This window comes from Trinickia caryophylli (assembly GCF_034424545.1).
Classification (GTDB): domain Bacteria; phylum Pseudomonadota; class Gammaproteobacteria; order Burkholderiales; family Burkholderiaceae; genus Trinickia; species Trinickia caryophylli.
Genome location: NZ_CP139970.1, coordinates 972,761 through 996,862, shown reverse-complemented (window position 1 = coordinate 996,862; position 24,102 = coordinate 972,761). Strand labels below are relative to the sequence as shown.

Below are 24,102 nucleotides of genomic sequence, written 5' to 3'. Positions count from 1 at the left end.
GATGACGATCAGCCGAGCCGTCATTTACGCGGCGTTGATTCTCTTTGCCCTGTACTTCCTGTTCCCGATCTACGTGATGCTCTCGACGTCGTTCAAGGATATCGACGAGCTGCGCACGGGCAATCTGCTGACGCCGCCGTCGCACTGGACGTTCGCGCCATGGGTGAAGGCCTGGAGCGAGGCCTGCACCGGCGTGCGCTGCGATGGCATGCAGCCGTTCTTCATGAATTCGATCCGCATGGTGATTCCGGCCGTGCTGATCTCGTCGATCATCGGGGCCTTCAACGGTTATGTGCTCACTCACTGGCGCTTTCGCGGCGCCGATGCTGTGTTCACGATGCTGCTCGTCGGCTGCTTCATCCCGTTTCAGACGATCCTGCTGCCGATGGCGCGCATGCTCGGCTTCGCCGGCATCTCGAACACGATCACGGGGCTCGTCTTCGTGCACGTCGTCTACGGGATCGCGTTCACGACGATGTTCTTCCGCAACTTCTACGTGGGCGTGCCGGCCGAGCTCGTGAAGGCGGCGCGCATCGATGGTGCCGGGTTTTTCACGATCTTCTTGCGCGTGCTGCTGCCCGTTTCGCTGCCGATCTTCATGGTCTGCGTGATCTGGCAGTTCACCCAGATCTGGAACGACTTCCTGTTCGGCATCGTGTTTTCCGGTGTCGATTCGATGCCGATTACCGTGGCGCTCAACAACCTCGTCAACACGTCGACGGGTGTCAAGGAATACAACGTGGACATGGCCGGCGCCATCATCGCGGCGCTGCCGACGCTGCTCGTCTACGTGATCGCCGGCCGCTATTTCGTGCGCGGGTTGACAGCCGGGGCGGTGAAGGGCTGAACGATCGGCCGCCGTGCGCGGCCGGCACACCCTGCAACGCAACGAAGCGCAACCGATATTTGCAAGCACTACAGCAGATCAAAGGATTCTTAGCATGGCAAGCCTTTCCATCCGCGACGTATACAAGACGTACCCGAACGGCGTGCCCGTTCTCAAGGGTGTCGACATCGACATCGAAGACGGTCAGTTCCTCATCCTCGTTGGCGGCTCGGGCTGCGGCAAGTCGACGCTGCTCAATATGATCGCCGGCCTCGAATCGGTGACGAAGGGCGAAATCCGCATCGACGACAAGATCGTCAACGAGCTCTCGCCGAAGGACCGCGACATTGCGATGGTGTTTCAGTCATATGCGCTTTATCCGTCGATGACGGTGCGCGAGAACATCTCGTTCGGTCTGAACATCCGCAAGGTGCCCAAGCAGGAGCAGAAGCAGATCGTCGAGCGCGTCTCGCAGATGCTGCAGATCGACCATCTGCTCGATCGCAAGCCCGGCCAGCTCTCGGGCGGCCAGCGGCAGCGTGTGGCGATGGGGCGCGCGCTCGCGCGCGACCCCGTGATGTTCCTTTTCGACGAGCCGCTGTCGAACCTCGACGCGAAGCTGCGCATCGAAATGCGCTCCGAGATCAAGCTGCTGCATCAGCGTCTCGGCACGACGATCGTCTACGTCACTCACGACCAGATCGAGGCGATGACGCTCGGCGATCGCATCGCGGTCATGAAAGACGGCATCGTGCAGCAGTTCGGCGCACCGCAGGAAATCTACGATTCGCCGTCGAACCTGTTCGTGGCGGGCTTCATCGGCGCGCCGCCGATGAACTTCATCGAGGGCCGGCTCGTCGAGCAGGGCGCGGGCGTGGGCATGGAGCTCGACACCGGCGTCACGCGCAGCGTGCTCAATCTGCCGTTCGATGCGAATCGCCTCAAGGGTTCGATGGGCCGGCAGGTCATTCTCGGCCTGCGTCCCGAGCGAATCACGGATGCCCGCCACGCCCACGATGGGCACGGGGAAGCGTTGCAGGCGATCGATGTCAAGGTGGACGTGATCGAGCCGACCGGGCCCGATACGCTCGTGTTCGCGCAGGTGAACGGCAAGCGGACGGTGAGCCGCGTGCACCCGGCAGCCAATCCTCAACCGCTGCAGAACATGACGCTGCTCTTCGACGTTTCGAAGGCCGTGCTGTTCGACCCGGCCACCGAGGCGCGCCTGGCCTGACGAGGGGCGGCACGTATTGCGAGCCGACGGCTCGCGCCTGCCGCTTCAATGCGGCAGGCGCACGTCGAGCTTGTAGGTGACGAGCCGCGCGACCAGGATGAAGCCCGTGGCCGCCACCACGCTGTAGACCGGATCGAAGTCGAGCTTCGAGAGCAGCAGAAAGAGGCCGCAGCCGGCGAACGCGCAGGTGGCGTAGGGCCGCGAATCCTTCAGAATCAGCGGCACATCGTTGCACAGGACGTCGCGGATGATGCCGCCGAACACGCCCGTCACCACGCCCATCATCGCCGAGATGAACCAGGGCATGCCCGCTTCGAGGGCGATCGATGTTCCCGATACGCTGAAAAGACCGAGCCCGATTGCATCCGCGATCAGCAGCGCGCGCTCGGTCAGCACGCGCGACGCCATGCGCAGCATCAACGGTGCGAAGAACGACAGCACAAAAATGGCGATGACGTAAGTCTGGTGCTCCACCCAGTAAAAGGGCCGGCGGCTCAGCAGTACGTCGCGCACCGTGCCGCCGCCGAACGCCGTGACGAGCGCGACGAGAAACGTGCCGACGGCGTCGAGCCGGCGTTTGCGGGCCTCGATGAAGCCCGATACGGCGAACGCGAAGATCGCGAGGGCTTCGACGATCGAAAGCGCAAGCGTAAGCCTAGGGTGCACGCCGCGGCCCCCGCTCGCCATGCGCCGCCACCCCGGGCGGGCTGCCCGGCTGCAGCAGTACGAGCACCGCGCCGGCGCCGCCGTCGCGCTCGCGTGCCTGGCAAAACGCGATGACTTCCGCTTTCTGCACGAGCCACGCCCGCACCTTGCCCTTCAGTACCGGTTCCTTGCCGACAGAGCCGAGCCCCTTGCCATGGATCACCCGCACGCAGCGCAAGCCGCGCTTCACCGTGTCCCGGATGAACTCGGCGAGGGCTTCGCGCGCTTCCTCTCGGCGCATGCCGTGCAAATCGAGCTGCGCCTGCACGATCCAGTGCCCGCGCCGCAGTTTGCGCACGACTTCGTGACCGATACCGGGCCGGCAGTAGAACAGCGACTCGTCGGTATCGAGCAGGACTTCCGGATCGAATTCGTCGGAGATGGCCTCGGCGAGCACGGCCTTTTCATCGCGCCGTGTCTGCAGCGGCAGCGCAGGCGGTGGCTGGCGGCCCTGCGCGGCGCGCGCCTGGGATTTCAACGGTGCGATATCGCCGATCTCCCTGCGAAAGATTTCCGCTTCGGCGGCCGCCTCGCGCGCGGCCTTTTCAGCGGCTATGCGCTCGCGCTCGCGTTCGGCGGCGCTTGCCTTCAGCGCGTCGCGCAGCGAGCCGAGATCGGCAAGCCCCGGCCCACGCGCCGGGGCTTGCGCCGGCTTACCGCCGGGCGGGCGAGTTCGGTGTTTGCTCATGAGGCTCTATTTACCGCGGGTCCGTTCGTTCTGCGCACCCATTGAAAAGGGCCGCGGAGCGTGATCGCCGCGGCCCCTCCGGTGCGCATGCGTTGTGCATTCGCTGCTGTATATCCGCTGTATATCCGCTTTATATCCGTTTGGCGGTGCCGATGCCTCGTGCGCCGGCACCGCGTGTCAGGCCTTCTTCGCGGCCGCCGAATTTCAGCGATCCGCTTCGTGGCTCATCACGTGAGCCTGATTGACCTCGTGAATGCTCTCGAGATAGCGCTGAGCGTCGAGCGCGGCCATGCAACCCGTGCCGGCGCTCGTAATGGCCTGACGATAGACATGGTCCTGCACGTCGCCCGCCGCGAACACGCCCGGTACGCTCGTGCCCGTGGCGTTGCCGTTGGCGCCGCCCGTCGTGATGATGTAGCCGTTCTTCATTTCGAGCTGGCCGGCAAAGATGTCGGTGTTCGGCTTGTGGCCGATCGCGACGAACACGCCCTGCACGGCAACGTCGCTCGTCTCGCCCGTTTGCGTGTGCTTGATACGCACGCCCGTCACGCCGGAGTTGTCTCCCGTCACTTCGTCGAGCACATGGTTCCACTTGATCTCGACGATGCCTTCCTTCTCTTTTTCCAGCAGACGGTCGATGAGGATTGGCTCGGCGCGGAACTTGTCGCGACGGTGAATGACGGTTACCTTGCTTGCAATGCCGGCCAGATAGAGCGCTTCTTCGACGGCGGTATTGCCGCCGCCGATCACGGCCACGTGCTGCTGCTTGTAGAAAAAGCCGTCGCAGGTCGCACAGGCGGATACGCCGCGGCCCATGAACGCCTCTTCGGAAGGCAGCCCCAGATATTGGGCCGAGGCGCCCGTCGCGATGATGAGCGCGTCACAGGTGTACTCGCCCGAATCGCCGATCAGGCGGATCGGCTTTTCGGTGAGCTTGGCCGTGTGGATGTGATCGAAGACGATCTCGGTCTTGAAGCGCTCGGCGTGATCCAGAAAGCGCTGCATCAGCTCGGGGCCTTGCACGCCGTTCGGGTCGGCGGGCCAGTTTTCGACGTCTGTGGTCGTCATCAGCTGACCGCCCTGCGCGAGCCCCGTGACGAGCACGGGGGCGAGGTTGGCGCGCGCCGCGTAGACGGCAGCGGTATAGCCGGCGGGGCCGGAACCGAGGATCAGGACTTTGGCGTGTTTGCGCGTGGACATGAATGTCTATCCGTAAGAAATACCGCAGGATGCCCGGGCATCGGGAAGCGGCCGGCGCGATGGCGGATGATCCGCCGCGTGTGGCCGTATACGTCGCCCGGTGAAGATGAGGCATACCCGCGCATTATAAAGGTGTGCCCCGAGGCTTGCCGCGCTTGCGTTTTCAATCGACGCGATAGCCTCTCGCCGCCTGCGCCGATGGGGGGCGGGGCCCGCGGCGCACCGGCGGGCGCGCGTCGGGTCATGCTCGAGCGTGTCTGGCGGGGCGGTACGTCGCACGCCGGACGTTCGCGGGCAGGCCCGAACGTGGCGTTACCCTCAATTACAGCCCCGGCCCCGAACCTGCGTTTACAATAGGCCGGATCGAACGACCGGCGCGCCGGGGGCATCGCCCGCCGCGCCAAGCCTTTGGGATTCATGGCAAAAGCACCTTATTCGGCGCATGCGCAGGCCTTGCCGCATCGCATGTCGCGCCTTTTCACCGAGATCCGCTGGATCCTGCAGGTCGCGCTCGGCGTATTCCTGGCGATGGCGCTTCTGAGCTACAGCCGGCGCGACCCGAGCTGGACGCACGCGGCCCAGGTCGACCACATCGCGAACTGGGCGGGGCGCGTGGGCGCATGGACGTCCGACATCCTGCTCCTGCTGTTCGGGCTGTCCGCCTACTGGTGGATCGTCCTGCTCGCGCGCCGGATCGCCTCGAACTACCGTCGCCTCACGCACGGCGCGCAACCGCAGGAAGAGGCGCCGCGCGAGTCGTGGGTGGCCGATGCATTCGCGTTCGTACTCGTGCTGCTGGCCTGCGACGGCATCGAGGCCCTGCGGCTTTGGTCGCTGCACGTGCAACTGCCGCGGGCGCCGGGCGGCATCGTGGGCGACGCCGTGGCGCGCGGGGTGTCGCATGCGCTCGGCTTCACGGGCGGCACGCTCGCGCTTTTGCTGGCGCTCGCGATCGGCTTGTCGCTCTATTTCCGTTTTTCCTGGCTTTCGGTGGCCGAGCGCGTGGGCGATTCGATCATCTCGGCCGTCACGTTCGCGAAACTGCGGCGCGAGGCGGGCCGTGACCGCAAGCTTGGCGAGGCCGCCGCGGTCAAGCGCGAAGGCAAGGTGGAGCAAAGCCGTGTGCGGCTCGAGGAGCATGAGCCCGTGACGATCGTGCCGCCCGTCGTTGCGCCGGCAAAATCGGAACGCGTCGAAAAGGAAAAGCAGGTACCGCTTTTCACGGATCTGCCCGGCGACTCGAGCCTGCCGCCAATCGCGCTGCTCGACGCCGCGCCGGCCGTGCAGGAAACCGTATCGGCGGACACGCTCGAATTCACGTCGCGCCTCATCGAAAAGAAACTGAAGGACTTCGGTGTGGACGTGAGCGTGGTCGCGGCCTATCCCGGGCCCGTCGTCACGCGCTACGAGATCGAACCCGCCACCGGCGTGAAGGGCAGCCAGATCGTGAACCTCGCGAAGGATCTCGCGCGCTCGCTGTCGCTCGTATCGATTCGCGTCGTCGAAACCATTCCGGGCAAGAATTTCATGGCGCTCGAGTTGCCGAACCAGCGCCGGCAGACGGTGCGGCTCTCGGAGATTCTTGGCTCCCAGGTGTACGGCGATGCCGCCTCGAAGCTCACGATGGGCCTCGGCAAGGACATCGGCGGCAAACCGGTATGTGCCGATCTGGCCAAAATGCCGCACCTGCTCGTGGCCGGCACGACGGGCTCGGGCAAGTCGGTCGGCATCAATGCAATGATCCTCTCGCTGCTCTACAAGGCGAGTGCCGACGAAGTGCGGATGATCCTCATCGACCCGAAAATGCTCGAAATGAGCGTGTACGAGGGCATTCCGCATCTGCTTTGCCCGGTGGTCACCGACATGCGTCAGGCCGGACATGCGCTCACATGGACCGTCGCTGAAATGGAGCGGCGCTACAAGCTGATGAGCAAGCTCGGCGTGCGCAATCTCGCGGGCTACAACAACAAGATCGACGACGCCGCCAAGCGCGACGAGAAGATCCCGAATCCGTTCAGCCTGACGCCGGACGAACCCGAGCCGCTTGGACGCCTGCCGCACATCGTCGTCGTCATCGACGAGTTGGCCGACCTGATGATGGTCGTTGGCAAGAAGGTCGAGGAACTGATTGCGCGTATCGCGCAAAAGGCGCGCGCGGCCGGTATTCACCTGATTCTGGCCACGCAGCGGCCGTCGGTCGACGTCATTACCGGGCTCATCAAGGCGAACGTGCCGACCCGGATGGCATTCCAGGTCTCCTCGAAGATCGACTCGCGCACGATCCTCGATCAGCAGGGCGCCGAATCGCTGCTCGGCATGGGCGACATGCTGTATCTGCCGCCCGGCACCGGCTTGCCCGTGCGCGTGCACGGCGCGTTCGTATCGGATGACGAAGTGCACCGCGTCGTCGAAAAGCTCAAGGAGCAGGGCGAGCCGAACTATATCGAGGGCCTGCTCGAAGGCGGCGTGCTCGGCGAGGGCGATGAAAGCGCCGGTGGAGCGGGTGCGGGCGGCGCAGGCGGCGAAGAGTCCGATCCGCTTTACGATCAGGCTGTCGAAATCGTCGTCAAGCACCGGCGCGCGTCGATTTCGCTCGTGCAGCGCCATCTGCGCATCGGCTATAACCGGGCGGCGCGCCTGCTCGAACAGATGGAGCAATCGGGGCTCGTCTCGGCGATGTCGTCCAACGGCAACCGCGAAATCCTCGTGCCGGCGCGCGAGAGCGAATAGAGAACCGGGAACCGGGCGCCCGAAACGCAGAACAACGAGCAGCCCGTCGCGGCCCGCTCACGCTTCATCGGATGCCGGCGTCCGCCAGCGGCGCGGCTAAGATCATCACGGAGAACCAGTCTCATGCAGCATCGATTCGGGCAGTCAGCCTTTCGTTCGTTCGCGCTAGCCAACCGCGCGGCTATGGCGCATGGCGCGCTCGTGCGCGGCCTTGCCGCGCTGGCCTGCGGTGCCGCGTGCCTGCTCGCGGCACCGGCGGCGTTCGCGAGCGGCACGGCGCAGTTGAAGGCGTTCGTCGCGCAGGTGCACTCGGCGCGCGGCGAATTCGTCCAGAAAGAGGTGAAGGCCCCGTCGAAGGCCCAAGGCGGCAAGCCGACGGTCGGCAATACGTCGAGCGGCACCTTCGTTTTCGCGCGCCCGGGCAAGTTCATCTGGAGCTACGAGAAGCCCTACGAGCAGGTCCTGCAGGCGGACGGCGAGAACCTCTATGTCTACGACAAGGATCTGAACCAGGTTACCGTGCGCAAGCTCGGCGGTGCGCTCGGCGCGAGCCCGGCGGCGATCCTGTTCGGCAGCAACGATCTCGAAAAGAACTTCACGCTGCGCGATGCGGGCGAAAAGGGCGGCATCGACTGGCTCGAGCTGACGCCGAAATCGCGCGATACGCAGTTCGAGCGCGTCGGCATCGGCTTTCGCGACGGTGGCCTGGAAGCGATGGAATTGCACGACGTGTTCGGCAATGTGACGCTGCTCACGTTCTCGAACATTCAGAAGAACCCGCCGCTGAAGGCCGACGCGTTCAAGTTCACGGTACCCAAGGGTGCCGACGTCATCAACGGTTGAGCGAACCCGCGCGTTTCGTTCGCGCGCATTGGATTCCCCCATGTTCGAAGACACCCGCGCCGTGGCACAGCCGCTTGCCGAGCGGCTGCGCCCGCATACGATCGACGATGTGATCGGGCAGAGGCACCTGCTCGGGCCGATGAAGCCGCTGCGCGTGGCTTTCGAGTCGCGCGAGCCGCATTCGATGATCCTCTGGGGCCCGCCGGGCGTGGGCAAGACGACGCTCGCCCGGCTCATGGCCAACGCATTCGACGCCGAATTCATCGCACTGTCGGCCGTGCTCTCGGGTGTCAAGGACATTCGCGAGGCGGTCGAGATCGCGCAGACGCACCGTGCTCACGGGCGGCGCACGCTCGTGTTCGTAGACGAAGTGCACCGCTTCAACAAGAGCCAGCAGGATGCATTCTTGCCGCATGTGGAGTCGGGGCTTTTCGTTTTCATCGGTGCCACGACGGAGAACCCCTCGTTCGAGGTCAACAGCGCGTTGCTGTCGCGGGCGGCCGTCTACGTGCTCAAGAGCCTCGACGACGACGAACAGCGCGAGTTGCTGGAGCGTGCACTGGTGGCACTCGGCGGCTTGCGCATGACGGAGGAGGCGAAGACGGCGCTGATCGGTTCGGCCGACGGCGACGGGCGCAAGCTTCTGAACAACATGGAGATCGTCGCGCGTGCGGCGGCGGCGCAAAAGGCCGACGAGGTGGACGGCGCCTTGATCGCGAGCGCGCTCACGGAGAACCTGCGCCGTTTCGACAAGGGCGGCGACGCTTTCTACGATCAGATCAGCGCATTGCACAAGTCCGTGCGCGGCAGCAACCCCGACGGTGCGCTCTATTGGTTTAGCCGCATGCTCGACGGCGGGGCGGACCCTCGCTATCTCGCCCGGCGCATCGTGCGCATGGCGTGGGAAGACATCGGCCTGGCCGACCCGCGTGCGCCGCGCATCGCGCTCGACGCGGCCGAGACCTACGAGCGCCTCGGCACACCCGAGGGCGAACTGGCGCTGGCGCAGGCGCTGATTTATCTGGCCGTCGCGCCGAAGTCGAATGCGGGCTACATGGCCTACAACGAGGCACGCCGCTTCGTCGGCAAGGACCGGTCGCGGGCGGTGCCCGTGCACCTGCGCAACGCGCCGACCAAGCTGATGGAGTCGCTCGGCTACGGTCACGAGTATCGCTACGCGCACGACGAGCCCGACGCCTACGCCGCCGGCGAAACGTACCTGCCCGACGGCATGCGCGAGCCGCGCTGGTACCGTCCGACCCCGCGCGGGCTCGAAGGCAAGATCGGCGAGAAGCTCGCGCGGCTGGCCGAACTCGATGCCACGTGGCGCAGCGAGCACAAGGCGAAGCCCAAGAGCGAATGATTGAGAATGACGCCGGCTTGCCTGCACGGTCGGCCGCGTGACGAAGCGGTGCGCTAAAATCGCGGTTTCACTCCAACACGATCGATTTCCCCATGCTCGACATCCAGTTGCTGCGCAAAGATCCCGAAGGCGTGGCGAAGCGCCTCGCCGCACGCGGCTACACGCTCGACGTCGCAACCTTCACTGCGCTCGAGGCCGAACGCCGCGCCATCCAGACTCGCACCGAAGAGCTGCAGTCGCGCCGCAACAGTTTGTCGAAGCAGATCGGCGCAATGAAGGGACGCGGCGAGGATACGTCGGCACTGATGGCCGAGGTGGGGGGCATCGGCGACGAAATGAAGGCGTCGGCCGCGCAGCTTGACGAAGTGCAGGCGCGCCTCTCCGCGCTGATGCTCGAGATTCCGAACCTGCCGCACGAGAGCGTGCCGGTGGGGGACGATGAAGCGGGCAATGTGGAAGTGCGCCGCTGGGGCACGCCGCGCCAGTTCGATTTCGCGGTGAAGGACCATGTGGACGTGGGCACGCCGCTCGGCCTCGATTTCGAAACGGGGGCCAAGCTTGCGGGCGCGCGCTTCACGATGTTGCGCGGCGCGATCGCGCGGCTGCACCGTGCGCTTGCGCAGTTCATGCTCGATACGCACACGCAGCAGCATGGCTATACCGAAATCTATACGCCGTACATCGTCAATCCCGAGATTCTTTACGGCACGGGCCAGTTGCCGAAGTTCGCCGACGACATGTTTCGCGTGGAGAAGGGGGGAGGCGAGAACGTCGTGACGCAGTATCTGATTTCGACGTCCGAGATTTCGCTCACGAACACTGTGCGCGAGAGCATTCTCGAGGCCGGTGCGCTGCCCGTGAAACTGACTGCGCATTCGCCGTGCTTCCGCTCGGAGGCGGGTGCGTACGGCCGCGATACGCGCGGCATGATCCGTCAGCATCAGTTCGACAAGGTCGAGATGGTGCAGATCGTCGCGCCCGAGACGTCGTATGACGCGCTCGAGCAGATGGTCTCGCATGCCGAGGCGATCTTGCAGAAGCTCGAGCTGCCGTACCGCGTCATTACGCTGTGCACGGGCGACATGGGTTTTTCGGCGGCGAAGACCTACGACCTGGAGGTCTGGCTGCCGGCGCAAAACACCTATCGCGAGATTTCCAGCTGCTCCAACACCGAAGCATTCCAGGCGCGCCGCATGCAGGCGCGCTATCGCAACGCGCAAGGCAAGCCCGAACTCGTGCACACGCTCAACGGCTCGGGGCTCGCGGTGGGCCGCACGCTCGTGGCCGTGCTCGAGAACTTCCAGAATGCCGACGGCTCGGTCACGGTGCCGGCTGCGCTGCGCCCGTATCTCGGCGGGGCGGAGCGGCTCGGACCGGCGGCCTGAGGGGCTTGAAGGTAGCCTGAGCTTGGCCGGCGACCTGCCGATGCAGTCGGCAAAAAAAGCTTGGAATGCTGTGAAGGATGTTCTATAATCTTCGCTTCGCCAAACAGCGACCAGCTTGGTGAGCAGAGCGGTGCAGCACGGATTTCATCGTTGCGGAGCACCGTTCTAGAAGACGGAAAGGTGGCAGAGTGGTCGAATGCGCCGGACTCGAAATCCGGTATACGGTTATACCGTATCGTGGGTTCGAATCCCACCCTTTCCGCCAGAATGCAGTAGAAAGCCCCGCAAGTTCACGGACTTGCGGGGCTTTTTCTTTTAGGCCGTCGGCTGAGGATCAGCTTATTGGCTACTGACTCTCCTCGAAGAGGACGACGCGTTCTCGTACTCCTGTCAAAGCGAATCCGCGTCGGATTGGTGCGTTGAATCGGTGCGTAGGGGATTTGAGGCGCTCGGCAGTGATTGAAGTGCCGGGACCGCCCTTCGGCATTTTGCCGCTTCCTTTTCTTCGGGCCTTCCGCAACTTTTTCGCTGCGTTCCGGCACTTACCGCTCGGTAGCCGCCGAAGATTGCTCCACCGTCCCTCGAAGGGCAGTCTCTCGCAAGCCTTTTGGCAAACGTTTGCCGTCCAGTCGGACGGGAGGCCGTCGCCAAAAGGCTCGGGCGCTATCGAGGTATGGCTGAATCGATGGCCTCGCGAAGCACGTGTCGACGCGAGGCGTTCAGTTTTGTCTTGAATATACGCAGATCTTTGACAGTCCAGGAAAACAACTTGAAGCCCCGTCGTGCATCGCATGCCGTTATCGGCATTGCAGCTCTTATTACCGCCTTTTCGTGCTATGCGCACACCTCGAAGAAACACCATAAAACGCTGCCCGTTGTCCCGACGCCTGTGACCAGCCCGTCGCAGATTGGCCCGCAGTCGGATGTCACGACGCAATGGGGCACCGTCAGCGAGCCGGCGTGGCCCACGGTGGTCTGCGGCACGCCTTTGCAGGCGAAGCTGATGCCCGTCGACGGGTCCGTCGATACACTGGACGCCGATCCAGCGAATTCGCAACCGGATACCGCGCGCATCCAGGCAGCGATTGATGCTTGCCCGGCTGGGCAGGCGGTCAAATTGACGATGGGCTATGCCGGCGAATCCGGTTTTCTCAGCGGTCCGCTGCAACTCAAGTCAGGCGTGACGTTATGGATCGACCGCGGCGTCACGCTTTTCGCGTCGCGCAACCCGGCCAACTACGACAATGGCGTGGGAACCTGCGGTACGGCAACGGTTGCGAAGACCAAGTCGTGCAATCCGTTGATTCTCGCGAGCAATACGACGGGTAGTGGAATTGTCGGGGAAGGCGTGATCGATGGTCGCGGCGGTAGCCTGCTGACCAGCGGGCCTAACGCGGGCAAGCGCAGTTGGTGGGACGTCGCTTATCAGAACAAGTCGGCGGGCCTCAATCAGCAGAATCCTCGTCTTGTGCAGGTTTCGAAGGGAGCGGCCTTCACGCTTCACGGCATCACGCTCGAAAACTCGCCGAACTTTCACATAGTGATCGATAGTGTGGCCGGCGCCACCGCTTGGGGAATCAAGATTCTCTCGCCCAGTCTCGAGTACACGAAGGCGGGTTACGCATGCCCGAGCGGCACCACCCCTGATGTACGTACGCCCGCTACCTGCTTTACGCCAGATACCGTCAAGAACACCGATGGTTTCGATCCTGGTCAGTCGAGCAACGTTCTGCTCGCCTATTCCTACATCAGTACGGGCGACGATCACGTTGCGGTCAAGGCGAGCAAGGCGCCTGTCAGCCAAAATCTGGTCTTTGCCCATAACCATTTCTACTATGGGCACGGCATGTCGATTGGCAGCGAGACGAACTCGGGCGTCAGTAACGTCCTCGTCACGGACTTGACGATGGACGGACACGACAGCCCCAATGGAAACGGCCTGCGTATCAAGTCGGATTCGTCGCGCGGCGGGGTGGTGCGCAATGTGCGCTACGAAAACGTCTGCATGCGCAACGTTCATCAGCCGCTCGTGTTCGATCCCTACTACAGTTCGGCCAAGGGCTCGCTGTATCCGAGCTTTACCGGCGTCGTCATCAGCGGCTTTCGCGATCTCGGCAGCGCCGCTTCAGCGGGCAGCCAGGTGACGTTCTCGGGGTACGCCGCAAACGGCGTCGAGAAGCCGCTCGAGATTACGCTCGACAATGTGGTGTTCGACGGTGTGCAGCCGACTCTCGCGCAAGGGCATAACGGCAGCCCGTCCGTATTGCCCGCTTACGCCCATTTCACGCTGGGACCGGGGCCGGTCAGCTTTGCCAACTCGATCGTGACGTCGACGGCGAACGACGTGACGGTATCGGGCTCGCCGGGAAATGCGGTGCCCGTCGATTGTAGCTGCGCGTTCGTTCCGCTGAAATCGGTACTTCCGGATTCGCCGATCTGATTCCACGTTTCGCCCGGCCGGCTACCCGCAGGCCGGGTGCTTTCCTTGGGTGGACCATGAAACTTCGGAATCCTAACGACGCACGACGACCTTGCCTCGCACGTGACCGGTGGCGAGACGTTCCAGCGCCGAGCGGGCCTCGTCGAGACCGGCTATCGCATCGATGACGATCTGCAATTGTCCGGCTTCGAACAAGCGCATCGCGTCGGGTAGAAACGGTGTGGCGCTCGAAAAGAACACGAACTCGCCCGCGTGCCCGTTGCGGGGCTCGATACCGAACTCGACGAGGCTCGCAATGCGCCCCCCGGGAGCGAGCACCGACCACGATCTTTCCAGCGTCTCGCCGCCCATCGTATCGAGCACGAGGTCGATATCGCGAACGCGCGCGAAGTCCTCGGTGCGGTAGTCGATGATCTCGTCGGCGCCGAGTTCGCGCACGAGCGCATGATTTGCGCTGGATGCCGTGGCAATGACATGAGCGCCGGCGTGACGGGCCTGCTGCACGGCCATGCCGCCGACGCCGCCCGCCGCCGCGTGGATGAGCACGCGCTGCCCGCGCCGCAGTTGCCCGACGTCGAAGAGGGCTTGCCGGGCAGTGCCGAAGGCGGTGGGCAGTGCGGCTGCCTGCTCGAAGCTCATCTCGTGCGGCACGGCGCATAGGTCCGCGGCGCCGATCGCCACGTGGGCGGCCAGCGCGCCACCGGCGCCCGGCGCGGTGCGCCCGACTACCCGATCGCCTGGCTGGAATCGAGTCACCTGCGTGCCGACTGCTTCGATGACGCCGCTGAAATCGGTTCCCGGCACATAGGGGAACGCGATGGGAAAGACCTGCTGCATGTAGCCCGCGATGATTTTCAGATCGAGCGGGTTCAACCCGGTGGCTTCGACTCGTACCAGGGCGTCGTCCGGCCCGAGGGGGCGCAGGCTCGCCTCGCCGATAGTGACGACGTCGGGTTTGCCGAAGGTTCCGATAACGGCTGCTTTCATGGTTGTCTCGTCAAATGGGCCAAGGCTGGGGCGGGAACTGGCCGAGTTGGAGGAAGAGGCCCAACCAGTCTTCCATGTGCCAGGTCGTCGTGATGCGCGCGCCGTCGAGCGTATGGAATTCATGGAGGCCGAAAGCGACTTTCTTGCCCGTCGGCGCGATGCCGAACAATTCGCCCTCATGCGTCCCACTGATTTCCGCCCGCACGGCAATCTTGCCGGGCGCTTGCATCAGATCGTGGATCGTGATGCGTACGTCGGGGAGGGCCTTGCCGAAACTTTCGATAATGGGCTTGATGCCCGCGGGTCCCGGGGCCTGTCCGGGCCCGAGCGGGATGTCGTCCCAGTCGGGCGCCAGTACGGCGTCCACGAGATCGGGGTTCTTGTCCCCGAACGCGCGATAAAGCGTTTCCACCGCTTCGCGCTCGGCCCGCAGGCGTGCGGCAACGTCGATGTCAAAAGTGCTCATGAGATGGCTCGTCGATGTGGTCGGTGATGGCGCAATTTTGTGGATCGATCTAAAATCTGTCCAACAAATAACTGGTATATGTGTTTATTCGTTTTATGGATTTCAGAGGAATCGATCTGAATCTGCTGGTCGCGTTCGATGCGTTGATGAACGAGCGCAACGTGACGCGCGCGGCTACGCAGGTAGGCGTCAGCCAGCCGGCCATGAGCGCGGCGTTGTCGCGGCTGCGAAAACTGGTTGGCGATCCGCTCTTTCTTCGCAGTGCGGAGGGGTTGCTTCCCACGCCGCGGGCGCGCGATCTCGCGGAACCGATCGCGCAGGCGCTGCGGCAGATCGAAAACACGTTTCTCGATGCCCCCGCGTTCGCACCGCAGAATGCGTCGCTGAAGTTCAACCTGGGCCTGTCCGACTATCCCGCTTTCGTCCTGTTGCCGTCGTTGCTGGAATCGCTCGGGCGGCAAGCACCCGGCATCTCGATCGCCGTGCACGCGTTTACCCATCGCGACCACGGGGTGGATCTGCTGGATACCGGCGCCATCGACGCCGCGATCGGCGTGCCGCCGAGTTACTCGGAGGGCCGCATACGGACGCGTCACATCCTGCGCGACGAGTTCGTCACCATCGTCGCCCGGGATCATCCGGTGGCGGCGCGTCGCACCATGAGCCTGAAGACCTACCTTGCACTCGATCACGTTCTCGCATCGCCCGAAGGCGACGCGCACGGCCTCGTCGATCAGGTACTCGCGCAACAGGGCCAAAAGCGCAGGCTCGCGCTGACGTTGCCGCAGCTATTCGCGGTGCCCGGTGTCGTTGCGCGAACGAGCCTGGTCGCGACCGTCATGAAGCGTGTTGCGCTCGGTTCGCCCGCGAGCCGCCGGCTCGCATCGTTTGCGCCGCCGGTCGTATTGCCCGAGATCGTGTTCGATCTCATGTGGCATCGGCGCACCGAGAGCCATCCCGCGCAAGCGTGGCTAAGGGATTTCATTGCCACGCATGCGGCGTCGCTGCAGTCATGAAACGCCGCGCGCACGTTTCATAGCGCCTGCGGGAGAAATGCCCGAAAAACCGACCAGTCCGATGTGATAGCCTACGCATCGCTTGACCACGCTACGTGCCGCGATCTACCGCCGGCGGAGCATTGCTCCGCTCCGGTCTCCAGACGCGATACCGATAAGAAAAGAGGGCAACGATGCGCTGGATTTTCGGCTTACTGGGCTTTTTTCTCGGCATGTCGATCGCGTCGCTCTTCGGAGGGTCCGAATTGGGCGCGGCGCTCGCGGGTGCGCTTATCGGCATCGCGCTGGGTTCGCTCTTCGGCAAGCGCGCGAGCAGCCCGAACGGCGATCTTCAAGCCGCGCCGCCGGCCGACGCGCGCGGCGCAGGTCTTCCGCTGCCGGAACGCGTCGCGCTGCTCGAGGAGCAGGTCGCGAGGCTCGCGCGCGAACTGGCCGACATGCGGGCGGGCACTGCCGGTTTGCCTGCCAACGCGGCCGAGCGCGAGGCGGGGCCCGCGCAGGCAGCGCCCGCGCCTCAACCTCAACCCCAGCCCCAGCCCCAGCCCCAGCCCCAGCCCGCCGCAGCCGCCGCGCCGGATACGATTTACACGCGCGTTACACCACCGGCCGGCGACCTTTCTGCACCCGTTCCGTCCCCGGAGCCGCCATCGGCCCCGCAGCAGTTGCAACAACCGCAGCAGCCACCGGCGCCGAGCCTGCCCGAGCGCGCCTTCGCGGTCGCGCGCGACTGGCTCCTCGGCGGCAACACGGTCGTGCGCGTCGGCATCGTCGTGCTCTTTTTCGGCATCGCGTTCCTGCTGAAGTACGCCGCCGACAACGATATGCTGCCGATCGAGTACCGGCTCGCCGGCGTGGCGCTGGCAGCCGTTGCGCTGCTGGTCATCGGGTGGCGCATCGGCGCGGCGCGCGGTGCCTATGGCCTCGTGCTGGAGGGGGGCGGGGTAGGCGTGCTTTATCTGACCGTGTTTGCGGCGACGCGGCTGTACGGTCTGCTGCCCGTGGCGGCGGCGATGCCGCTGCTCGTCGCTGTTTGCACGCTCAGTGCTTTTCTCGCGGTGCGCCAGGACGCGCCGGCCCTTGCGTTCCTCGGGACCGCCGGCGGCTTCCTCGCCCCAGTGCTGATTTCGACCGGGGGCGGTAGCCATGTCATGCTCTTCGGTTACTACGCCTTGCTCGATGCCGGCATTTTCGCGATCGCCTGGTTCAAGGCGTGGCGCGCCCTCAACCTGCTGGGGTTCGTGTTCACCTATTCGATCGGCACGGTCTGGGGCGTCACAGCCTACCGCCCGGAACTGCTCGCGAGTACAGAGCCGTTCGTCATCCTCTTTTTCGCGATCTATACGGGCATCGCGCTGCTTTATGCGTTCAGGCGCGAACTTGCCGTGCGTCATTACGTCGATGGCACGCTCGTCTTCGGCACGCCGATCGTTACGATCGGCCTGCAGGCGGCCCTCCTGAGCCGCATTCCATTCGGTCTCGCGTGGAGCGCCGTCGCGCTGGCGGCAATCTATCTCGCGATCGGCGCGTGGCTGGCACGCCGGCGGGCCCGGTTCGATCTGCTCTTCCAGTCGACGATCGCGCTCGCCGTCATTTTTGCGACGATCGCCATACCCCTGGCGTTCAGCGGCCCCACGACGTCGGCCGCGTGGGCGATCGAGGGCGCCGCGGTCGTATGGCTCGGGACCCGGCAGCGCCGTCACGTTCAACTCGCGTTCGGCGTGCTCATGCAACTCGCCGCGGCCGCCGCCTATCTGGCCAGCGTGCCCATCGTCGCCGCGGCGAACGGCCTGCCCGTCCTCAACGGCCCGTACATTGCCACCTTGCTGATCGCGCTGGCGGGTATTTTCACCGGCTGGTGGCTACACGGGCGCGACGAGACGAAAGCATGGCATGCGTGGCTCGAGCACGTCGGGCTCGCATCGGCGTTCTGGGGCCTGCTCTGGTGGCTCGGCGGCGGCGCAAACGAGATCGCGTTTTATGCGCGGCATCACGATCTCTCGCATTTTTCGCGGTTCCTGCTCGATGCCTTCGTGCTCTTCGCGCTCGTCACCGCGTGGCTGGCGCACCTCGCATGCAGAGTGCTCGGATGGCCGCTCGCCGAGCGGGCCGCGCTCGCATTGGCGCCCGCGCTCGCCATGCTCGCGCTCGCCGGTATCGGTTCGTCGCTGGCGCCGCTGTCGGGTATCGGTGCGCTTGCCTGGCCGTTTGCCGTCGTACTCGGCTACCTGTTGCTGTGGCGCCAGGAACGCACGGTGAGCACGCGGATTCTCGGCCCGCTTCATACGGTGCTGTTCGCCACGTTGTGCCTGCTGCTCGCGCACGAGGGCTATTGGCGCATGCGCGCCTATGTTCCGGAGGGGGCCTGGAGTTTCAGCGCCTGGGCATACGGTTTCGGCCTGCTGCTGCTGGCCGTGTCGAGCGTGGGTGCTCGCTTGCGCTGGCCCATCGGACGATTCGCGCGAGCCTATCAGTTGTGGGGCTGCGGTCCGCTCGCGTTTCTGCTCTGGCTTTGGGCGCTCGCGAGCCTCGCGAGCGACGGCAGCGCGGCACCGCTATGGTGGCTACCCGTTCTCAATCCCCTCGACGTGGCCGAGCTGCTCATGTTCGTCGCCATCCTGGCGTGGCTGCGCCGGGTGCGGGCGCTCGGCGTCGCGGTGCCGTCGCGTCCGGCGGCGGCGGTCATGCTCGCGACGCTCTTTCTCTGGCTCAATGCGTTGCTGCTGCGCACGCTTCATCATTGGACAGGCGTCGAATATCGGTTGTCGGCGATGATGGAGTCGACGCTCGCCCAGGCGTCGATCTCGGTGCTCTGGACCGTTTGCGCGCTCGCCGTCACGGTCTGGGCAACGCGCCGGCGCGAGCGCACGATATGGTTCGTCGGTGCGGGGCTGCTCGTGCTGACGGTGATCAAGCTCTTTCTCTTCGATCTGTCCTATGTACAAGGTCTTGAACGCATCGTCTCGTTTATCGGCATCGGCATCATGCTGCTCCTGATCGGCTACTTTTCTCCGTTGCCGCCGAAGAAGATCGAACGAGACCGCAACGAGGGCCCCGCATCGTGAAGCGCTGGATGGTCGCATGGGCCTTGAGTGGGCTGACGTTGTCTCCCGCGGCTGTTTGCTCGGCGGCGGACGCGTTTGCGCATCGTTTCGCGTTGACGCTCGACGGGCCCGCGGCGTATTACACGCTTGCGGTGCCGCCGTCGGTTTATGCCGCGAGCCGAAGCGAGGATCTGAGCGATGTTCGCATCTTCAACGGTGCGGGCGAGCCCGTGCCTTACTCGCTCGACGCACCCCGCGCTCCCGCCGCCGCGCCTACGCTTCGCGATCTGAAATGGTTTTCGCTGCCACAGGCCGCGGTCGGCAGCGAGGGCGCGCCCGCGGGCGTGTCGATCGGACAGGACGGCACGTTGCGCTTCCTGCCGTCGGCGCCGCAGCGGGGTGCGGCTGGGCACGGCATGGACCTTGTCGACCTCGGCGCGCGCCCCGGGCGCATCGCCGCATTGCGCGTTCGCTTGCACGATGTGCGCTTCCAGGGGCGCGTGCGCGTGGAGGCGAGCGACGACTTGCGCGGCTGGCGGCCGCTCGGCGATACCTCGTTGCTCAAGGTCGAACGCGGTGGCGACAGCCTCGTGCAGGACCGCATTCCGATCGATCTCGCTCCTGGCCGATACGTGCGGTTGCAGTGGCTCGACGCGGCACCCGAGATCGAGGCGATGCAAGCGGAGGTGCTTGCCGAGGGCGAGCCGGCTCCGCCGCATGCGCGTGCGTGGCGCGAGAACGTGACGTCGCGCGCGGGCGACGAACCCGGAGAATACCGATTCGAGACGGGCGGGGCTTATCCCGTCGATCGCGTGACGTTTGCGTTGCCGCAGGCAAATACGGTCGTGCATGCGGCGGTGTACTCGCGGCCCGGTGCGCGAGCGCCATGGCGCGAGGTGGCGCAAGGCCTGCTCTTTCGACTCGCGCAGGGCGCGAGCGAACAGCGCAACGCACCGCTCGAACTCGCACCGGATACCGACCGTGAGTGGCGCCTCGTTGTCGATGCACGCAATGGTGGGCTCGGAGGCGGTGTGCCGGCCGTTTCGTTCGGCTGGCAGCCGGCATCGCTCACCTTCGTTGCGCGAGGTGCGCCGCCATTCACGCTCGCGGTGGGCAACGGCCGGCTTCGCAGCGCGGCGCAGGCGCGCGACGAACTCGTGGTGACGCCCGCCGCTGCGATTGCCGCGGCGAGTGTCGGCGCGCCGTTGCCTGTCTCGGCGAAGGAAGCGCGCGATGCGCTGGCCGGCGATGGGACGGCGGCACGTCCCTATGTGCTCTGGGGGGCACTCGTGCTTGCTGTAGCGGTCCTCGCCGCGATTGCCTGGCGATTGCTCCGTCAGCGAGAGGACGGGGCCGATCGTTGAGCTCCGTCAACGGCGCGCTCGCACGATGGCCGCATGATCGCGTCGTTACCAGAGCCGCGAGGTGGGGATGAAAAGGCGTACCTTCGTCGCCGCAGCCGCTGCCGCGACTGTGGCTGCAGGTGGTGCGACGGCCGGCTGGCGCACGTCGGTCGGATCGATGGCCGGCTACACTGCGCTTGCCGCCCGATTGCGCAGCGAACGTGCCGCGGCCCCGCTCGTCGATATCGTCCGTTGCGCGACGCTTGCGGCGAACGGTCACAACGTACAGCCTTGGCACTTTCGGGTGGGCGAACGCTTCATCGACGTCGTGCCGGATCGTTCGCGTCGCACGCCGGCCGTCGATCCCGACGACCATCATCTGTTCGTCAGCCTCGGCTGCGCACTCGAGAACCTGACGATCGCCGCGACGGCGTCCGGCCGGCCTGGCGAAGCGCTCATGCAGGCGGATGGCGTGCGTTATGCCTACACGCACGCGGCGGGCGACAGCGCGCGCGCCTATGGGCTGGCCGATGCGATCGGAAGACGGCAATCGACGCGCGCCGAGTACGACGGGCGGCCCGTCGCCGCGAGCGATCTGGCTGCGCTCGAGCGCATGGCAGCCGAGCCTGGCGTACGGGTGGTCGTCCTGACCGATCGCAAGCGCTTGTCCGATTTGCGCGAGCTCGTTGTCGAGGCGAACGATGCGCAGATGAGGGACCAGGCCTTTTTACGCGAGCTTTCCGACTGGCTGCGCTTCAACCCGCGCGCGGCGATGGCCATGCGCGACGGGCTCTTTTCGGCGGCGAGCGGTCAGCCCGTGCTGCCCGATACGCTGGGCCGCATGGCGTTTCGTCAGTTTTTCTCGCCGACGGCCGAACGCGGGAAGTACGCGCGTCAGCTCGCATCGTCGGCGGGTGTGGCGGTGTTTGTCGGCGAGCAGGCGGATACCGTCCACTGGATGCGTGTCGGACGTGCGTGCCAGCGATTTCTGCTCCTGGCCACGAGGCTGGGATTGCGGACCGCATTCGTCAACCAACCCGTGGAAGTGCCGGCGTGGCGCGCAGATCTTGCCGCGCTTATCGGCGAGCGCGGTAAGCGGCCCGACCTCGTCGTGCGCTTCGGCTACGGCCGAGCATTGCCATTCTCGCTGCGGCGCGACGCGGCCTCGGTGATCGTGCCGGCCTGAGCCTTGCACCGCTCGCGGCCGTATCGGGCTGTCGCGGCGGGCCGCTATGCTTTCTTTCAAAGTCATTACATGTTATGAAAGCATGGTCCGTGGCTTGCGAGCCTTTTGTCATGCCCTCGATGTCAAATATTTGACTGATCCGTCTGTTAGGACGAAGCTACGCACCAGCGTCCATCCGTTCAACGGAGTCTCATGAGTTCATCGCTGACTGTCCGCCGTATCGCTGCCGATCAGGGCGCAACGCTGCGCGAGCTGCGTACTTCCGCGCTGCGCGAAGCGCCGTATGCGTTCGACGAAACGCTGGAAGAAGCGCTTGACGAAGAGACGGAAAGCTTCGACGCCGTTGCTGCCCGTCATGCCGTATCCGACATCTCGACGTCGTTCATTCTCTACACCGAGGGGCACCCGGCAGGCCTCGTCGGTGCGTATTTCGACGATGAAAAGCGTGCCTTCGTTTGCGCGCTCTGGGTTGCGCCGGCCGTCCGTCATCTTCGCGGCGGCGAGTTGCTCGTCAATACGGCGAGCGAATGGCTCGCGGGGCGCGGCGCCAACGAAGTGCATGCCTGGGTGACCGATGCCAATCGCAATGCAATGCGCTTTTACGAGCGACTCGGCTTCGGGCCGACGGGCGATCACGCGCGCGTGGCCCGTGCGCCGAACGAATGGGAGACGCTGCTCGTGCGGCACGTCAAGCATTGAGGCGCGGTATCCGTCCGCGCGGCCGCGCCTATCGGGCTTCACATTTTTTCTCCCCCGAGCGCCGGAGCGTTTGGCCACGCCTCGGTCGCTCCACGGCTATCCGCAGGGCATCGCTTGGCCGGATTCAGTTGCCTGATCCGGCGCCCCCGACTGTAGTGGTCTAATTTCGCGGCGCGCCTCGCCGCCAGCCGGCCGGGCAGGCCCATGCCGTGGCGTTGCCCGCATTCCCCGGCCTTGCGAAATTTCTGGTCCGGCCGCCTCGACCCTGTAAAATACGCAAAATTTTTTGCTTCAACGCCATGTCGCTGAATAAATCGCCATTCTTCGAACTACGCAGCGGCTCCGTCGATACGCTCCTGTTCGTCGTCAAGACGACCGACCTCGATGCGTTAAAGGGCGAGCTTACGCGGCGCTTCGAGGCAACGCCCGAATTTTTCGCGGGCGATGTCGTCGCCGTGGATCTGCGCCGGCTCGGCGAAGACGAGCGGGTGTCGCCGGCCGATATCGCGAGCCTGCTCGAGAGCGTGCGCATGCGGGCGCTCGGCGTTATCGCGGCACCGCATCAGACATCGTGGGCTCAGGAAGCGGGCTTGCCGCTGCTCGAGGCGCGCGACCGGCGTGCCGGCTCGACAAAGGCGGAAAACGCCGCCCAAGCGGTGGAATCGAAGCCGGCCGCAGCCGTGATCGAGCAAGGGTCGGCCGCGCGGGCGCAAGGCGTGCCGTCCACGCTCATCGTCGACAAGCCGTTGCGCTCGGGGCAGCAGGTTTATGCGAAGGGTGATCTCATCGTGCTCGGCGTGGTCAGCTATGGTGCCGAGGTGATCGCGGAAGGCAACATCCATGTCTATGCGCCTTTGCGCGGGCGGGCGCTGGCGGGCGTGCACGGCAATCACGACGCGCGCATCTTCAGCACCTGCTGCGAGCCGGAACTGATTTCGATTGCGGGCATCTATCGCACGACGGAAAACCCGCTCCCGGCTGACGTGATCGGCAAATCCGTGCAAATTCGGCTGGCCGACGAAAAACTGATCATCGAACCGCTGCGGCTCACGTGAGCCGCACGAGCGTGCCGCCGTACGCCGGCCGCCGCGAACATCATCTGACGAACACAGGGTAAGGGGAAATGGCAAAAATCGTTGTTGTGACTTCGGGCAAGGGCGGCGTGGGCAAAACCACCACGAGCGCAAGCTTCGCGTCGGGTCTCGCGCTGCGCGGACACAAGACAGTCGTGATCGACTTCGACGTCGGCCTGCGCAACCTCGACCTGATCATGGGCTGCGAGCGCCGCGTGGTGTACGACTTCATCAACGTGATCCAGGGCGAGGCCAATCTCAATCAGGCGCTCATCAAGGACAAGAAGTGCGAGACCCTCTTCGTCCTGCCGGCTTCGCAAACGCGTGACAAGGATGCCCTCACGCTCGAAGGCGTGGAAAAGGTCATGAACGATCTCGCGGGCATGGGCTTCGATTACATCGTCTGCGATTCGCCGGCCGGCATCGAATCCGGCGCGTTGCTCGCGATGCATTTTGCCGACGAGGCGCTCGTCGTGACGAATCCCGAAGTGTCGTCGGTGCGGGACTCCGATCGCATTCTCGGCATCCTTTCGTCGAAGACGAAGCGGGCGATCGAAGGCAAGGAGCCCATCAAGGAACATCTGCTCATCACGCGCTACAACCCCAAGCGCGTGAGCGAAGGCGAGATGCTCTCGCTCTCGGATATCCAGGAGATCTTGCGTATCGAGCTGATCGGCGTCGTCCCCGAGTCGGAAGCCGTTCTGCATGCGTCGAATCAAGGTCTGCCCGCCGTGCACATGGACGGCACGGACGTTGCCGAAGCCTACAAGGACGTCGTTTCGCGCTTCCTCGGCGAGGAAAAGACGCTGCGCTTTACCGATTACCAAAAGCCGGGGCTGTTGCAGCGCCTCTTTGGAAACCGGTAAGGAGGGGCACC

19 protein-coding genes and 1 tRNA gene are annotated in these 24,102 nt (G+C 64.9%); 15 read left to right on the top strand and 5 right to left on the bottom strand.

All coding sequences use genetic code 11. The annotated features are described in order from the left end of the window. Position 1: 1 nt before the first annotated feature. Positions 2 to 847, top strand: coding sequence for a carbohydrate ABC transporter permease (locus U0034_RS04505; protein WP_085223945.1), 846 nt, complete (start codon positions 2 to 4; stop codon positions 845 to 847). Between the two features lie 94 nt (positions 848 to 941). After that, positions 942 to 2,060 carry an ABC transporter ATP-binding protein gene (locus U0034_RS04500; protein ID WP_085223947.1) on the top strand — a complete coding sequence of 373 codons (1,119 nt, stop codon included), beginning with the start codon at positions 942 to 944 and terminating at the stop codon, positions 2,058 to 2,060. 45 nt (positions 2,061 to 2,105) lie between these two features. Here the strand turns inward: U0034_RS04500 and U0034_RS04495 are convergent, their stop codons facing one another. From U0034_RS04495 to trxB, 3 genes are all read right to left on the bottom strand, one after another. After that, complete coding sequence (locus U0034_RS04495) at positions 2,106 to 2,726, bottom strand: trimeric intracellular cation channel family protein (RefSeq protein WP_085224470.1); 621 nt, start codon at positions 2,724 to 2,726, stop codon at positions 2,106 to 2,108. Further along, positions 2,716 to 3,453, bottom strand: a complete 738-nt coding sequence (locus U0034_RS04490; protein ID WP_085223949.1) for a Smr/MutS family protein — start codon at positions 3,451 to 3,453, stop codon at positions 2,716 to 2,718. The genes U0034_RS04495 and U0034_RS04490 overlap by 11 nt, the downstream gene beginning before the upstream one ends. 204 nt (positions 3,454 to 3,657) lie before the next feature. Beyond that, complete coding sequence (trxB, locus tag U0034_RS04485; RefSeq protein ID WP_085223951.1) at positions 3,658 to 4,653, bottom strand: thioredoxin-disulfide reductase; 996 nt, start codon at positions 4,651 to 4,653, stop codon at positions 3,658 to 3,660. Positions 4,654 to 5,070: 417 nt separating this feature from the next. Here trxB and U0034_RS04480 point away from each other — a divergent pair, with 417 nt between their 5' ends. The 6 genes from U0034_RS04480 (at position 5,071) to U0034_RS04455 (ending at position 13,414) form a co-directional block, all read left to right on the top strand. Further along, entirely contained in the window at positions 5,071 to 7,383 is a 2,313-nt protein-coding gene (locus U0034_RS04480) for a DNA translocase FtsK (protein WP_085223953.1), read from the top strand. 183 nt (positions 7,384 to 7,566) lie between these two features. Continuing rightward, positions 7,567 to 8,226, top strand: coding sequence for an outer membrane lipoprotein chaperone LolA (gene lolA, locus U0034_RS04475; protein ID WP_233212106.1), 660 nt, complete (start codon positions 7,567 to 7,569; stop codon positions 8,224 to 8,226). Positions 8,227 to 8,266: 40 nt separating this feature from the next. Further along, positions 8,267 to 9,589, top strand: coding sequence for a replication-associated recombination protein A (locus U0034_RS04470; protein ID WP_085223957.1), 1,323 nt, complete (start codon positions 8,267 to 8,269; stop codon positions 9,587 to 9,589). A gap of 92 nt (positions 9,590 to 9,681) precedes the next feature. Next, positions 9,682 to 10,974: a serine--tRNA ligase gene (serS, locus tag U0034_RS04465; protein WP_085223959.1), complete on the top strand. Its 1,293-nt coding sequence runs from the start codon at positions 9,682 to 9,684 to the stop codon at positions 10,972 to 10,974. Between the two features lie 174 nt (positions 10,975 to 11,148). After that, positions 11,149 to 11,239, top strand: a tRNA-Ser gene (locus U0034_RS04460). A gap of 624 nt (positions 11,240 to 11,863) precedes the next feature. Further along, entirely contained in the window at positions 11,864 to 13,414 is a 1,551-nt protein-coding gene (locus tag U0034_RS04455) for a glycoside hydrolase family 28 protein (protein ID WP_233212104.1), read from the top strand. Between the two features lie 72 nt (positions 13,415 to 13,486). Here U0034_RS04455 and U0034_RS04450 read toward each other — a convergent pair whose 3' ends face one another. Then, positions 13,487 to 14,401 carry an NADP-dependent oxidoreductase gene (locus tag U0034_RS04450; protein WP_085223961.1) on the bottom strand — a complete coding sequence of 305 codons (915 nt, stop codon included), beginning with the start codon at positions 14,399 to 14,401 and terminating at the stop codon, positions 13,487 to 13,489. Positions 14,402 to 14,411: 10 nt separating this feature from the next. Next, positions 14,412 to 14,867 (bottom strand): ester cyclase, encoded by a 456-nt coding sequence (locus U0034_RS04445; RefSeq protein WP_085223963.1) that lies wholly within the window; start codon positions 14,865 to 14,867, stop codon positions 14,412 to 14,414. 95 nt (positions 14,868 to 14,962) lie between these two features. Here U0034_RS04445 and U0034_RS04440 point away from each other — a divergent pair, with 95 nt between their 5' ends. From U0034_RS04440 to minD, 7 genes are all read left to right on the top strand, one after another. Next, positions 14,963 to 15,883: a LysR family transcriptional regulator gene (locus tag U0034_RS04440; RefSeq protein ID WP_085223965.1), complete on the top strand. Its 921-nt coding sequence runs from the start codon at positions 14,963 to 14,965 to the stop codon at positions 15,881 to 15,883. Between the two features lie 173 nt (positions 15,884 to 16,056). Beyond that, positions 16,057 to 18,945, top strand: a complete 2,889-nt coding sequence (locus U0034_RS04435) for a DUF2339 domain-containing protein (protein WP_085223967.1) — start codon at positions 16,057 to 16,059, stop codon at positions 18,943 to 18,945. Next, a complete protein-coding gene (locus U0034_RS04430; protein ID WP_233212107.1) occupies positions 18,942 to 20,288 on the top strand; it encodes a DUF3999 domain-containing protein in 1,347 nt (448 codons plus the stop codon). Before U0034_RS04435 ends, U0034_RS04430 begins: the two co-directional genes overlap by 4 nt. A 67-nt stretch (positions 20,289 to 20,355) precedes the next feature. Beyond that, entirely contained in the window at positions 20,356 to 21,453 is a 1,098-nt protein-coding gene (locus tag U0034_RS04425; protein ID WP_085223969.1) for an Acg family FMN-binding oxidoreductase, read from the top strand. 192 nt (positions 21,454 to 21,645) lie between these two features. Continuing rightward, positions 21,646 to 22,152 (top strand): GNAT family N-acetyltransferase, encoded by a 507-nt coding sequence (locus U0034_RS04420; RefSeq protein WP_085223971.1) that lies wholly within the window; start codon positions 21,646 to 21,648, stop codon positions 22,150 to 22,152. A gap of 299 nt (positions 22,153 to 22,451) precedes the next feature. Then, a complete protein-coding gene (gene minC / locus U0034_RS04415) occupies positions 22,452 to 23,207 on the top strand; it encodes a septum site-determining protein MinC (RefSeq protein WP_085223973.1) in 756 nt (251 codons plus the stop codon). Between the two features lie 68 nt (positions 23,208 to 23,275). Then, a complete protein-coding gene (minD, locus tag U0034_RS04410; RefSeq protein ID WP_085223975.1) occupies positions 23,276 to 24,091 on the top strand; it encodes a septum site-determining protein MinD in 816 nt (271 codons plus the stop codon). Positions 24,092 to 24,102 lie beyond the last annotated feature (11 nt).

Coding starts and splice junctions, on each gene's coding strand:
- U0034_RS04420 (WP_085223971.1), top strand. CDS start 21,646: ATGAGTTCATCGCTGACTGTCCGCCGTATCGCTGCCGATCAGGGCGCA.
- U0034_RS04425 (WP_085223969.1), top strand. CDS start 20,356: ATGAAAAGGCGTACCTTCGTCGCCGCAGCCGCTGCCGCGACTGTGGCT.
- U0034_RS04440 (WP_085223965.1), top strand. CDS start 14,963: ATGGATTTCAGAGGAATCGATCTGAATCTGCTGGTCGCGTTCGATGCG.
- minC (WP_085223973.1), top strand. CDS start 22,452: ATGTCGCTGAATAAATCGCCATTCTTCGAACTACGCAGCGGCTCCGTC.
- trxB (WP_085223951.1), bottom strand. CDS start 4,653: ATGTCCACGCGCAAACACGCCAAAGTCCTGATCCTCGGTTCCGGCCCC.
- U0034_RS04490 (WP_085223949.1), bottom strand. CDS start 3,453: ATGAGCAAACACCGAACTCGCCCGCCCGGCGGTAAGCCGGCGCAAGCC.
- serS (WP_085223959.1), top strand. CDS start 9,682: ATGCTCGACATCCAGTTGCTGCGCAAAGATCCCGAAGGCGTGGCGAAG.
- U0034_RS04450 (WP_085223961.1), bottom strand. CDS start 14,401: ATGAAAGCAGCCGTTATCGGAACCTTCGGCAAACCCGACGTCGTCACT.
- minD (WP_085223975.1), top strand. CDS start 23,276: ATGGCAAAAATCGTTGTTGTGACTTCGGGCAAGGGCGGCGTGGGCAAA.
- U0034_RS04480 (WP_085223953.1), top strand. CDS start 5,071: ATGGCAAAAGCACCTTATTCGGCGCATGCGCAGGCCTTGCCGCATCGC.
- U0034_RS04445 (WP_085223963.1), bottom strand. CDS start 14,867: ATGAGCACTTTTGACATCGACGTTGCCGCACGCCTGCGGGCCGAGCGC.
- U0034_RS04470 (WP_085223957.1), top strand. CDS start 8,267: ATGTTCGAAGACACCCGCGCCGTGGCACAGCCGCTTGCCGAGCGGCTG.
- lolA (WP_233212106.1), top strand. CDS start 7,567: ATGGCGCATGGCGCGCTCGTGCGCGGCCTTGCCGCGCTGGCCTGCGGT.
- U0034_RS04500 (WP_085223947.1), top strand. CDS start 942: ATGGCAAGCCTTTCCATCCGCGACGTATACAAGACGTACCCGAACGGC.
- U0034_RS04435 (WP_085223967.1), top strand. CDS start 16,057: ATGCGCTGGATTTTCGGCTTACTGGGCTTTTTTCTCGGCATGTCGATC.
- U0034_RS04505 (WP_085223945.1), top strand. CDS start 2: ATGACGATCAGCCGAGCCGTCATTTACGCGGCGTTGATTCTCTTTGCC.